The sequence below is a fragment of the Malacoplasma iowae genome (assembly GCF_900660615.1).
Taxonomy (GTDB): Bacteria; Bacillota_I; Bacilli_A; order Mycoplasmatales; family Mycoplasmoidaceae; genus Malacoplasma; species Malacoplasma iowae.
In genome coordinates, this window is record NZ_LR215023.1 from 1 (window position 1) to 14,447 (window position 14,447).

General features: G+C 23.7%; 9 protein-coding genes. 8 read left to right on the forward strand and 1 reads right to left on the reverse strand.

Features of this window, described 5'->3' with window-relative positions:
• From dnaA to gyrA, 5 genes are all read left to right on the forward strand, one after another.
• A partial coding sequence (gene dnaA / locus EXC57_RS00005; protein WP_129692493.1) for a chromosomal replication initiator protein DnaA occupies positions 1 to 1,368 on the forward strand: 1,368 nt, incomplete at its 5' end.
• Between the two features lie 99 nt (positions 1,369 to 1,467).
• Positions 1,468 to 2,577 (forward strand): DNA polymerase III subunit beta, encoded by a 1,110-nt coding sequence (gene dnaN / locus EXC57_RS00010; RefSeq protein ID WP_004024804.1) that lies wholly within the window; start codon positions 1,468 to 1,470, stop codon positions 2,575 to 2,577.
• Between the two features lie 131 nt (positions 2,578 to 2,708).
• Positions 2,709 to 2,924, forward strand: a complete 216-nt coding sequence (gene yaaA, locus EXC57_RS00015) for a S4 domain-containing protein YaaA (RefSeq protein WP_004024803.1) — start codon at positions 2,709 to 2,711, stop codon at positions 2,922 to 2,924.
• Positions 2,924 to 4,957 (forward strand): DNA topoisomerase (ATP-hydrolyzing) subunit B, encoded by a 2,034-nt coding sequence (gene gyrB / locus EXC57_RS00020; protein WP_004024802.1) that lies wholly within the window; start codon positions 2,924 to 2,926, stop codon positions 4,955 to 4,957. Before yaaA ends, gyrB begins: the two co-directional genes overlap by 1 nt.
• Before the next feature lie 12 nt (positions 4,958 to 4,969).
• Positions 4,970 to 7,480: a DNA topoisomerase (ATP-hydrolyzing) subunit A gene (gyrA, locus tag EXC57_RS00025; protein WP_129692494.1), complete on the forward strand. Its 2,511-nt coding sequence runs from the start codon at positions 4,970 to 4,972 to the stop codon at positions 7,478 to 7,480.
• A gap of 595 nt (positions 7,481 to 8,075) precedes the next feature.
• Here the strand turns inward: gyrA and EXC57_RS00030 are convergent.
• Entirely contained in the window at positions 8,076 to 9,575 is a 1,500-nt protein-coding gene (locus EXC57_RS00030) for a PolC-type DNA polymerase III family protein (protein WP_004024799.1), read from the reverse strand.
• Between the two features lie 1,182 nt (positions 9,576 to 10,757).
• On the opposite strand from EXC57_RS00030, the gene EXC57_RS00035 reads away from it, so the two are divergent.
• From EXC57_RS00035 to EXC57_RS00045, 3 genes are all read left to right on the forward strand, one after another.
• Entirely contained in the window at positions 10,758 to 11,732 is a 975-nt protein-coding gene (locus tag EXC57_RS00035) for an IS30 family transposase (protein WP_129692495.1), read from the forward strand.
• A gap of 1,035 nt (positions 11,733 to 12,767) precedes the next feature.
• The gene (locus EXC57_RS00040) at positions 12,768 to 13,778 is read left to right on the forward strand and encodes a ParA family protein (RefSeq protein ID WP_004024798.1); all 1,011 of its coding nucleotides are present in this window, start codon (positions 12,768 to 12,770) and stop codon (positions 13,776 to 13,778) included.
• Positions 13,778 to 14,446 (forward strand): ribbon-helix-helix domain-containing protein, encoded by a 669-nt coding sequence (locus EXC57_RS00045; RefSeq protein WP_004024797.1) that lies wholly within the window; start codon positions 13,778 to 13,780, stop codon positions 14,444 to 14,446. The genes EXC57_RS00040 and EXC57_RS00045 overlap by 1 nt, the downstream gene beginning before the upstream one ends.
• Position 14,447: the final 1 nt, after the last annotated feature.

A 14,447-nucleotide genomic window follows, 5' to 3' on the forward strand; every position in this document is an offset into this window, starting at 1 on the left:
ATGAAAGACATATCTATTTATATTGATGCGTGAGATCAATTAAAAAAAGAAATTAAAAAAGATTTTTCAAATGAAATTTTTTATAATAATTTTTTTATTTTCTCAGAGTTTTATAAAAACATTAATAAAAAGTGCTACATTATTGTTCAAAATGATTTTGTTAGAGAAACTTTAAACAAAGACTATTTAAAATTAATTGAAGATAAATATTCTAGTTTATTAAACATGTCAGTTAATGTTGTTTTTATTTTAGATGATGAAAAAACTAATATTTCATTAATTAATAATGCTGAAAAAAATATTAATTTAATGAAAGAAGAATATTCAGAATTAAATAAAGATTTAGACTTTAATAATTACATAGTTGGTAAATATAATAAAACTGTTTATGTTGCAGCCAAAAACATTATAGAAAGTAATAGTGAATTATTTTTTAATCCTTTATTTATATGTGGAACTACAGGTCTTGGTAAAACTCATATATTAAATGCTATTGGTTTGGAATTTAAAAATAAATATCCAGATAAAATAATTAAATATATTAATACTGAAGATTTTTTAAGAAAAGCATATGATGCTTTATCAACTGGTGGATTAAAGATTGAAGAATTTAAAAATAGTTTTGACAATATAGATTTATTATTAGTTGATGATATTCAATTTTTATCAAACAAAGATAAATTAAATGAAATATTTTTTAACATTTTTAATAACTTAATAAAAAATAAAAAAATAATTGTAATGACTTCAGATAAAGTTGCAAGTCAACTTGTAATTGATGAAAGAATGATTTCTAGATTTAACTCAGGTTTATCAATAAGAATATCAAAACCAGATATAGAAACAATTAAAGAAATTATTATTAATAAAATTAATAAATCTAATAGAAAAAATCAATTTACAACAAATGCTGTTAATTTTATAGCTAACCGTTTTAATTCAGATATTAGAACCTTAGAAGGAATTATAAATAAAATATTATTTTATTCATTAAGTAATATGGATGCAAATGAAATAATCAATGAAGATAAAGTAAAATATATTCTTGAATTTGATAGTGATTTATCCATTAAAAATATAAATTCAATAATTGATCCAAATGTAATTATTGAAACAGTATGTATTTCATATGGAGTAAATACAGCAGCTGTAATATCTAAAAAAAGACAACAACAAATAACTTTTGTCCGTAAAGTTTGTATGTATATATTGAGAGAAAAATTAAATTTATCTTTTAGTGAAATAGGTAGTTATTTTTCAAAAAGAGATCATACAACTGTAATGGATTCTTATAACTATATAAAAAATAAAATTGAAGAAGATAGTAATTTAAAAGATTTTATTAATAATATTATAGAAAAAATATAGTTTCCCACAGTTTTCCACAAAAATAACACACTTAATAAATAATAAGTTTAAAAATAAAATAAAATAATTAAATGAAACTAATGGAGAGGTTTTATTAATATGAAAATAAAAGCTAATAAAAATGCTATATTGAATGTACTTAAATTTAATAACTCAATAATAGATAATACAGTTAGTTCACCTTATATACAGGGTATATTAATTGAAGCAATTGATAATAAAGTATATTTAACATCTACTAATTCTTTTATATCAGCTAAAACAACTATAGATAAAGGTATACAAATAATTGAAGAAGGTAAACTATTAGTTAAGTCGAGAGTTTTCTTCAATATTATAAGTAAACTTAAAAATGAAGAAATAATAATAGAAAAGGTTGATAACTCAGTATTAAAGATCAAAACAGAATCTTTTGACTCAAATATTAATATTATGGATGAACAACAATATCCTAATATAAACTTTGATTATCATGATTGAAATGAAATTATATTACCTCCAATAACTTTTAAATCAGCAATTACTAAAATAATGCAATCAGTATCTCAGAATAGAGAAAAAGTTAGTATATTGAATGGAATTTGTTTTCATGGGGAAAATGATAAACTTGAGGTTTATGCATCAGATGGATATAAATTATCTTTTTTATCTTTTGAATACAAAGGACAAAATTTCAAAATTACTATAGATCAAAATATATTTCATATATTAAATGAAGTAATAGGTTTTAATAATGATATAAAGGTTTATATATCAGACAATAATATAATGTTTAAATTAGATAACATTATTTTATCAACAAAAATAATGGATGGTGATTATCCAAACATTACTAATATAATGAAAAACCCAAAAGACAATATGATTATTGTAAAAAGAAAAGAACTAATTGATGCAATTGAAAGAGGAATAGTTTTATCAATGGTTGAAAAGAAACCAATAGTAAAACTTGGAATAAGTAAAGAAGAATTATCTATTTCTTTTAGAAGTTATGAGTTAGGTAATTCAGAAGAAAAAATAAAATTAGAATCTTTTTCTGGTGAAGATATGACAATATCACTTAATGCAACATTCTTGTTATCTTTACTTAAAGTTTATAATAATGAAGACATTACAATATACACTTCAACACAAGAAAAACCAATAATTTTAGAAGACAAAAAAGAGCAAAATTTTATTCAATTATTACTACCAATTAGAAATAGTTAGTTAAAAAAACTCAAAATAAAGCAATTTAATGGTCAAAATTAGCTTGTTTTGAGTTTTTTTATTAATTTTTAAAGTTTTTAAAATGTATAATTTATATATTGTTAAATAAAACTTTTTGAGGTTAAAAATCAGTGGAAATTAGAATAAAAACTGAATACATAAAGTTAGGTCAATTCTTGAAATTTTCTAACATTTTATCAAGTGGTGGAGATGTAAAAGAATTCTTACAAAATCAAAAAGTTTACGTAAATGGAGAACTTGAAAGTAGAAGAGGAAGAAAACTTTATCCAAATGATTCTATTTTGATTAATTCCATTCAATATGTAATAAAAGGAGATAGAGATTAATGCCAGTTTCAAAGAAAAAAAGCGATGAAGTTCAAGTAGTTACTAAAACTGAAGAAGCTAAAACTGAAGAAAAAAAAGCAAAAAAAGCTTCAGTTAAAAAATCAAGTGATTACTCATCAAGCAGTATTAAGATCTTAAAAGGATTAGAAGCTGTTAGAAAAAGACCTGGTATGTATATAGGTTCAACAGATACAAAAGGTCTACATCATATGATTTGGGAAATAGTTGATAACTCAATTGATGAGGCTATGGCTGGTTATGCAAATCAAGTTGATGTAATTGTTACTAAAGAAGGTTCAGTTGTTGTTAAAGATAATGGTAGAGGTATTCCAGTAGAAAAACACCCTGAAACAAAAAAATCTACTGTAGAAACAGTTTTAACTGTTTTACATGCTGGTGGTAAATTTGATAACGATTCATATAAAGTATCAGGTGGTTTACACGGTGTTGGTGCATCAGTTGTTAATGCATTATCTGAATACATGAAAGTTTGAGTTTATAGAGATAATAAAGAACACTATATTGAGTTTAGAAATGGAGGTCAACCTCAATCTGAACTTAAAGTAATAAGTACAAACCCAACTATTAAAAACGGTACAGTTATTGAATTTTATCCTGATTTTACAATTATGGAAAAAGCTGAATTTGATCAAGAAACAATTGTTGATAGATTAAAACAACTAGCTTATTTAAATAAAGGTATTCAAATAAATTTTGAAGATCAAAGAGATTCAACTAAAGAATCATTCTTATTTGCTGGTGGTATTAAACAATGAGTTGAAGAATTAAATGCAGAAAAAGAAGCTTTAACTCCAACAATTGTTTATGATGAAAAAGAAGAAACTGTAAAAGCTGCAAACTCTAATGATAAATACAATATTAGAGTTGAAATAGCTTTTCAATATAACAAAACATATAACAATTCTACTTTCACTTTTTGTAACAACATTAATACAACAGAAGGTGGTTCTCACGAAGAAGGTTTTAAATTTGCATTAGCAAAAGTAATAAATAAATTTGCTATTGAAAAGAAATTATTAAAAGATACAGATGAAAAAATTTCTAAAGAAGATGCAATTGAAGGTTTAACAGCTATTGTTTCTATTAAACACCCTAATCCTCAATATGAAGGTCAAACTAAGAGAAAACTTGGTAATAGTGAAGTTAGACCTTTAGTAAATAACATAACTAGTGATATATTTGAAAAATATATGTTGGAAAATCCAGAGGATGCTAACACTATTATTAAAAAATGTTTACTAGCTATGGAGGCTAGAAAAAAATCTTTTGAAGCAAGAGAAGCTACAAGAAGAAAATCACCATTTGAATCTAACTCATTACCTGGAAAATTAGCAGACTGTTCAACTAAAGATGCTGAAATTTCTGAATTGTATATAGTTGAGGGGGATTCAGCGGGTGGTAGTGCTAAACTTGGTAGAGATAGAGTATATCAAGCTATATTGCCATTAAGAGGTAAGATCTTAAATGTTGAAAAAGCAAAATCTGATAAGATTTTTTCAAGTGAAGAAATTATTAATTTAATTACTGCAATTGGTGCTGGTGTTGGACCAGAATTTAAAATAGATAAATTAAGATATAACAAAATAATAATTATGACAGATGCTGATGTCGATGGTGCTCACATAAGAATACTATTATTAACATTCTTATTTAGATACATGTATCCATTAGTTGAAAATGGTAATGTATATATTGCTCAACCACCATTATATAAATTTAGTGTTGGTAAAAGTTTTAAATATGCTTATGATGACAAAACATTAGAAGCATTTAAAAAAGAAGCTAAAAATAACAAATTCTCAGTTCAAAGATATAAAGGGTTAGGAGAAATGAATCCTGATCAATTATGAGAAACTACAATGGACCCAACTAATAGAGTTTTATTAAAAGTAACTATAGAAGATGCTTTAAAAGCAGATAAAAGCTTTTCATTATTAATGGGTGATGAAGTTGCACCTAGAAAAGAATTCATTGAAAAAAATGCAAAATATGTGAAAAATCTTGATATTTAATAGGAGAGAAAGATGTCTACAAATAATATAGATAAAATTAAAGAAAATTTATCTAAAACTAAAGTTTATGAACAACCAATTTCAAAAGAAATTGAAACATCTTTTATGGATTATGCAATGTCTGTTATTGTTTCAAGAGCATTACCAGATGTTAGAGATGGATTTAAACCAGTTCATAGAAGAGTTTTGTATGCAGCTTATAACTTAGGAATGACACATGATAAACCTCACAAAAAGTCAGCTAGACTTGTTGGGGAAGTAATCGGTAAGTTCCACCCACATGGTGATTCTGCAGTTTATGAAACTATGGTTAGAATGGCACAAGATTTTTCAATGAGATATTTATTAGTTGATGGTCATGGTAACTTTGGTTCAATTGATGGTGACTCTGCAGCTGCAATGAGATATACAGAAGCAAGATTATCTAAAATATCTAATGAAATGTTAAAAAACATTGAAAAAGATACAATTGATTTTATTGATAACTATGATGGTAGTGAACAAGAACCATCAGTATTACCAGCTTTATTTCCAAATTTATTAGCTAATGGAACATCAGGTATTGCAGTTGGTATGGCAACTAATATACCACCACACAATTTATCTGAAATTATAGATGCAGTATTATTACTTGCTAAAAATAAAGATGTATCAGTTAGCGAAATAAGACAAGTATTAAAAGGTCCAGACTTTCCAACAAAAGCTGAAATTGTTGGTGAACAAGGAATTATAAGTTACTTTGAAACTGGTAGAGGTTCTGTAACTATTAGAAGTAAAGTTGATATAGTAAGAAAAGATACTGGTAAAAGTACAATTATAGTTAAAGAAATACCTTATATGGTAAATAAATCTAACTTAATTGAAAAAATAGTTGAATTAGTTAGAAGTGAAGCAATAGATGGAATAGCAGATCTTAGAGATGAATCTTCAAGAGAAGGTATCAGAATAATTATAGAAACTAAAAAAGATGTTGTTCCAGAAGTATTATTAAATAAATTATTTAAAATGACACCATTACAAACTAATTTTAGTGTTAACATGTTAGCTATTGTTGATGGTGAACCTAAATTATTAAACATTAAAGAAGTGTTGCAACAATACTTAAGACACCAAGTTAATGTTCTTGTTAGAAAAACAAAATTTGAACTTAAAAAGGCTAAAGAAAGAGAACACATACTAGAAGGTTTATCTATAGCTGTTAATAATATTGATGCTGTTATTAAAATTATTAGAAATGCTAAAGATAATGAAGATGCTGAAAAACAATTAATTACAAAATATAAATTATCTAAAATTCAATCTAAAGCTATTTTAGATATGAGACTTAGAAGTTTATCAAGTCTTGAAAGACACAAAATTGAAGATGAATTAAAAGAAATTAAAAAGACTATTATTGAATTAGAAGGAATTTTAAAATCTAGTGATAAACAAATTTCAATTATCTCAAATGAATTAACAGAATTGAAAAAGTCATTTGGTGATGAAAGAAAAACTGAAATTCTATATGGTGCTTCAGCTTCAATTGATGATGAAGATTTAATTCCACAAGAAGATGTTGTTATTAGTATGTCAGCTAATAACTACTTGAAAAGAATTCCAATTGATACATATAGACTTCAAAGAAGAGGTGGTGTTGGGGTTAAAGGTGTTAACACATACAATGATGATACAGTTGATGACATTATCACAACAACAACCCATACAGATTTATTGTTTTTTACAGATACTGGAAAAGTTTATAAAATTAGAGCTCATGAAGTTCCAGTTGGTACAAGACAAGCAAAAGGTGTTCCAGCAGTTAATTTAATAAATATTGAAAAGAATGAAAAAATTCTTGTAATGTTACCAATTGATGATTATTCTAAAGGTTTCTTATTCTTAGCTACAGTAAATGGTATTGTAAAAAGAACAAGTTTATCTGAATATAACTCAATAAGATCTAATGGTAAAATTGCCATTACTTTAAGAGAAGGAGACAAACTTCTTTCTGCATTTGTTACTAGAGGTAAAGATGAAATTTATCTTGGTGCATCAAATGGTTTATTAGCAAGATTTAATGAACAAGATGTTAGAATCATGGGTAGAACAGCTTCTGGTGTTAAAGGTATTAATATCCAAGTTAAAGCTGTAGGAAGAGGAAAAAATAAAGTTGACACAAGCATTGTTGTAGTTGGTGCTTCATGTTCTCAGAAAGGTGACTTAATTCTATCTATAGGTGAAAAAGGTTTAGGAAAAATATCAGAAGCTGAAAACTATAGATTAACAAGACGTGGATCTAAAGGGGTTGTTACTTTAAAACAAAATGATAGAACAGGTAAAATGGTATTCTCATCAGCAGTTAAAGGAGATGAAGATATATTGATTGTTACAAGTTCAGGTAAGATTATTAGAACATCTTTATCAAAACTTAGAATTATTGGTAGATCAACATCAGGAGTTACATTAGTTAAATTACAACCAAATGAAAAAATTGTATCTGCAGCTTTATTTAGACCTGAAGAAGAAGAACAAGAAATGGAATAATTTATATTTAAAGTGTAATCTAATAATGATTACACTTTTTTCTTTTCTTTTAAAAATAAAAATAATTTAATTAGTTAATTTTAAATTTATAAAAAAACAAACCAGACTTTAATTAATATCTACAGCAGCAAAATATTAATCTCATAAATCCTCAACTTTAAAAACAAGTTGAGGATTTTGTTAATTAATTAATCTTATTATTATGAAATGAGGCGGTTTAACTTATCAAAACTAATTTGTTATTGTGTTTTTTGTTTAAAACCTAAATAATAAATATAAAAGAAAATTAACTTTGAATTTCAACTTTTAATTATAGTTTATTGTATGAAATCTTTTAAAATTTTTGCTTATAAAAATTGATTTTAGACATACAAAATATAACTAATTGATTATTATATTTTTAAAAATTTATATAAAAGGTGTTTTGTGTTAGTTTATAAATATTTATTTTTAAAATTTAACTTTTAATAAAAATATGAAGTGCAATTTTCTATGTGTTGCACTTCATATGTCATTTCAAGTGATAATTTTAACTATTATTGTTTCATTAAATAAAATATGTAATAAAATTTTTTATTTGGTTGATATTAAAATGTTATTTTAAAGTAATAGGGTTTTTTGTTACAATTTTTTCCTCGTTTCCATTTATTTTTAATTCAAAACTACTATTTTGAAAATCGTCTATAGTCACTGTAATTCCATTTTTAAAAATTATTTCAATATTCATTTCTCTAGGATTTGAACTATTAATAGATGAAAAAATATCAGTTCTATTAATTAATCTATATAAATTAGAAATTTTACTTAAAGATATTGTTAGTGCTTGTGTAATTACTGATTTATCTTTTAAAAAATCACCATATGTAAAATTATTAACTTTTATTGTTTCGTTAATTTCAGTATAAATTTTATTTTGTAGATCCGTAGTTAAATTAAGATTTGTATCTATTGTTCCTTGAATACTTGTATAAATATTTGAAATAGTTAATTTATTATTTGAATTATTGAATGTATATCCACTATCTAATTGTTCATAATTTGTGATAGTAAAACCATTTGTTTCAAATTCTATATTTATAATTGCTTCTTGTTTTTCATTTTTAGGATTATCAATTAATTCAATAGTTAAGTTCTTAATAGAAGATTTTAATTTTTCAGGTTTATTTAGTAAATCTTTTATTTGGTTTGCTATATTATCTTTTTGATTAGTATCTGAAAGACTTTGAACTTTTTTGATTTCTTCTTTTATTAATTCTAAATTAGCTTTTAAATCTATTTGTATATTTTGTGTACCCTGAATATTTGTATTAATGTTTGAAATAGTTAATTGTTTATTTGAATTATTAAACGAATACCCACTTTCTAAGTCATTGTAATTTGTAATAGTAAAACCATTAGTCTGAAACTCTATAGTTATAGTAGCTATTTGTTTTTCATTATTAGGTTTATCAGTTAAAACAATACTTATATTTTTAATAGAAGATTTAAATTTATCAGAATTATTTAAAGATTCTTTTATTTGAGTAGCTACACTATCTTTTTGAGTAGAATCAGATAAGTTATTAACTTTTGTAATTTCATTTTTAATTACATTTAAATTGGATTTTAAATCTATTTCAGCATTTAGTGTCCCTTGAATATTTGTAACAACATTTGAAATAGTTAATTTATTTTTTGAACTGTCAAATGAATATCCATTTTCTAATGCATCATAATTTGTAATAGAAAAACCATTACTTTCAAATTCTATATTTACATTAGCAATTTGTTTTTCATTTTGGGGTTTATCAATTAAATCAATATTTATGTTTTTAATAGATGATTTAAATTTTTCTGATTTATTTAAAGAATCTTTTATTTGAATTTCTACTTCATTTTTTTGATTTGAATTAGTTAATTTTTTAACTTTTTCAATTTCAGTTTTAATTACGTCTAAATTAGCTTTTAGATCTATTTTAGATATATTTGGGTTTTTATTATTTTTAGTTGAACTACATAAAGTAATTGTTACTGGTAATGTAATTCCTAAAGTTAAAACAGCAATCGTAGGAACCAACCATTTTCAAATTTTTCCTTTTTTATTAGAATTTTTCATATTCATATCCTCCACATATATTTTTTTTGTTTTGAAAACTAATTAAATATTTATTTTTATGATTTTTTAATAACTGTTTTTCAATTGTTATGAATCATAAAAATGTTTTCAGTAATTTGAGTAAAAAATATATTTTTTTATTTATATTTATTGTTTTTAAAAATTTATATTTTTATATGTAACTTCCTTTATTTTTCCTTTCTTTTACAAATGTTTTTAAAAAATAATATAAAAAATTTAAAACTAATAAGTTTATTAACTAAATATTATCGCGTCTTTATAATTGCGTCTTTATTATTTCTAAGTTATTTTTTATATTTTGTATTTTCCTATTAAGTTATTTATTTCAGTTATTTGTAACTTTAGAAATTTACAAAGAATATTAAAACCATTAAAACAATAAAGGGATAATATCTTTTAAAAATGTAAGAGAGCAAAATAATAATATATTTTTAAATTTGATCAAAAATGTAAAAAAATAAAAAAAACAACTTTTGTTTTAAAAGTTGTGTGTTTTTCTTTGAAATTGATATATTTGTTTAAATATTCATTTGATTTAACTTTTTTTTGTAAGTTAGTTATAGGTAACTTCAGTAATTAAATAATATTTTCAGATTTCATCTTAGTAATAATTAATATGGTCTTAGAGTAATATAAAATTTTCTTTACTATTTGTTTTATTTAAAATTTAATAATATGTTTAAACATAACAGAAAAAGTTAAGATTTTTTTTACATATATAATCTAAACATTTTTTTAAAAAAGTAAAAAGTGTACTTTTATCTATATGAACAAGATAATACAAAACTTATCATAAAACCAAAAATGTATTGTTTTAAAACATGCTTTATAAAGCAAAATAAAGCGTTTTAAAGCCCGAAAATATAAAAGTAGACATATCTTATTAGGTATCTTGTTTTTGGACCTAAAACACTTTCGTTTTAAAAATTAAATTTTTGATTACTTTTATAATTACGTAATTTTTAATAGTTATGTAATTAAATTTAACTATGTAATTGTAATTAATTATGATTATGTAATTTCTAATAATTACGTAATTAATTGTAATTATGTAATGCTCGATTGACATGTGAAGTGCAACACTCAAAAAAGAGTGTGCACTTCATTTGTTTTGTTTGTAAGTGTTCACTAATAAAAAGATAATGAATATTAGGAGTGCTTATGAAAACTTATAAACATTTAACAAAAGAAGAAAGATGCTTAATTTATTTTCTTTGAAATAAAGAAAAATATTCTATGAATAAGATTGCAAAAATCTTAAATAAAAACAAATCAACAATATCAAGAGAATTAAAAAGAAACACATCTTCAACAGGGATTTATTATTCATCAACTGCTCACAAAAAATACATTAGAAGAAAATCAAATTGTCATATGTTTTTTATGTTGAAGTACAAAAACTTCACAGATCTTTTTATTCAAAAATTTAATCCTAAATCTCATGGTGTAGAAGCTACAATTTTTTGAATAAAAGAAAACTATCCGTTAGTTAAAGTTCCAAGTGCTAGGCAAGTATTTAGATGAATCAATAGCAAGATTTGAAAGATACAAAGAAGAGATTGTTTAAGAAGAAAATATGTTAAAGGAAAAAGAAGAAAAATAGGTATATTTTCTAAAATTGATGGAAAATACTGCATTCCTTATAGTCTAAGACCAGAAAAGATAAACAATAGAAAAGAATTTGGACATTGAGAAGCTGATCTAATAGTTAGTAAAAGGCAAAGTGGTTATTACCACTTATTGACATTAGTGGAAAGAAAAACAAGGTTGGCAATTATTAGAAAAATAAAAGGGAAGAACGCTAGATCAATGATGGCTAAAATGTATACCATTATTCGAGATGAAAAACTCCCAATAAAAAGCATCACTGTTGATAATGGGTTAGAGTTTCAAATGATGGGAATAACTGCAAAACAATTCAACTTTAAAGTTTATTATTGCCAACCTTATTCTTCATTCCAAAGAGGGTCCAACGAGAACATAAATGGGATAGTTAGAAGATGATATAAAAAAGGAACTGACTTCAGTTTAGTAAGTGAAGATAAAATAAAAACTCTTGAATGAAAAGTAAACAACATCCCAAGAAAAATGTTTGGTTATAAAACAGCTTACCAAATGTATCAAGAAAATATTTAAAACAAAAAAACTCTCAACTTATATTTCAAAGTCGAGAGTTTAATGTAACATTGAAGTGTTGCACTTCACATGTCAGTTAGGGATTACGTAATTAATTGTAATTATGTAATTAGTTATGTAATTTATATACGATAAACCAAGTAAAAAACTAGGGGTAATTTTTAGCTAAATCTGAAAGACTTAAATTTTAGTGATCACAATATAACTTAGTTTCTAATTTTTCCCTATTACTACGTAATAGGGAAGTTTGTTATTTTTTCTAATTTTTACCTGCTCCATAAGATTCTACACTTTAGATCTTGTTTTTTTGCAAGAAAGTTTTACAGCATGTTCTTTTAACCCCAAAAAATAATGTCTTTTACTATTACTAAAGTAATAGTAAATTTATAACATATTTTTTTATTTTTACAACAAAAACAGATCAAAAAGCAACAAAAACCAAAAAGTTTAAAATAAGCTGTTTTAAGACACTTTTTAAACTCAAAATGAATTACCCTACATAATTTCTTTTAAAGTCTCTTAAAACGCTTTAAAATTGCTTTAAACACAATATTTATACCTTAAAAATATTATTTTTCCAAATGTTTATAAAAAATAACACTTTTAGTAATTGGTCTAATTAAAAACTTATGATTACGTAATTATATAAAAAATAACATAATTAATTACGTAATCATTATTCTATTTTAGGTTAATATAGTAGAATTTGCTGAGATTGGTACAATAATTACGTAATCATTATAGTTAGATAATATATAGACATAATTAATTACGTAATTCTACATAATTACCTTAACTTTAAAAGAATTACATAATTATTAATAATTACGTAATCATTTTGGTTATTAACAAAAGTCCAATCTAACAGATATACTATGTATTAGAACAATTACGTAATTTTATATTAATTACATAATTGTAAATAATTACGTAATTTTTATATATTAAATAAAAGTCTTATTTGATATACTATTAATTATGAATATTACATAATTGTAATTAATTACGTAATAGTAATTATTTATGGAGGTTCAAATGATAATAGGTGTAGTTAATAATAAAGGAGGAGTTTTAAAAACTACTCTTTCAACTAATCTAGGTGCATGTTTATCTTTAGATTCAAAGAAAACAATTATAGTTGATCTTGATGGTCAAGGTAATGTTATTGCGACTTTTGGAAAAAATCCATTTAATCTTGAATATACTGTAATGGATTTTTTAAAAGGTGATTGCACATTAGATAAAGCAATTGTTAGAGAAAGACCACCATATTTAGATATATTGCCTGGTAATGATGATCTTAACTTTTTTGATATGTATATGAGTAATGGTGAAGTTTCTCAATCAGGTTTAAGAAAATTATTACAAAAGCTTGATGAGATTTATGATTACGTAATTGTTGACACACCACCTAATATGTCAACTGTTGTTGCAACAGTCCTTTCAACTGTTAACTTAGCTATAATACCTTTCGAACCAGATCAATATGCAACATTAGGGTTAAGAAGAATTGTTAATGCTTCAAAAGAATTTATAGCTAGAAACAATCCAAACATGAAAGTTATAGCAATTCCTACAAAAGTGAATACAAGGGTCACAATTCATAATGACATTATAAATGAAAGTATTAGACCAAAATTGACTGCTGAAGGTGTGTATGTAACTAAAAATTTCATTTCTCAATCAACAAAATCAACAGCAGCTGTTGGTTATGAAAGAGTTCCAATTTTATTTAGTGTTATAAAAAGTAAGTATCAAGATGAATATATTGAATTAAAAAATGAGATTATAGATTATATAAAAAACAATATACTTTCAAATAACAACACTACTAACTCTATTAATAACAATAATTTTTTAAATAATATTAACCAATCACCAATTAATAATACAAACTCAAATATAAATCCAAATAAACAAGAACCACAAGTATTACACACAACAGTTCAAGACAACAATAATAATGAACTAAACAAAAATTCAAATGAACCTATACTAAGTTTTAATTACAGTATTAATGATAATAAAAAAGAAGGAGATAAATAATGGCTAAGAGAAAATATAGTTTTACAGATTTATCTGATGATATAGTTGTTCAAAAACCTATTCAACAAGAAGAAAAACCAATTAAAAATGATCAAAATAATACAAATTCAAATAGTGAAACAAAAAATGATAACATTTCAGAAAATATAGAAAAAAATCCACAAAATCCTATAAATAATGAAATAAAAGAAGAAAAATATGTATCTAAATATGATATAGATATCAACTATGACGATGATGAACCAGTAAAAAATAATACTAGTAGCAACAATGTTGATAATAGTAAAAATAATGAAGTTGAAAATAAAACATTTACAAATGATCACCAAAACAAAAGCAATATTGATATAGCTGAAAAAAACGAAACATCAAAGCCAATATTTAATGAAAGACCCGTTGAAGAAAGAAATTCTAAAACTGTAATTAGAACTTTTAATGAATCTTTAAATTATCAAACAAATAATGAAAATAAAACAAATGAACTATCTAATAATTCAAAAGCAAATGAATTATTTTCATCTAAAGAAAAACTTGATGTAAAAACAAACATTTATTTAAAACCAAAATTAGTTTTTAAAATAAAAGAACTAGTAGATAGAACAGGAGAAAGCAGATCTTCTGTGATTAATAAACTTATAGAATTTGCATTAGAAGAAATGGAAAAATAAT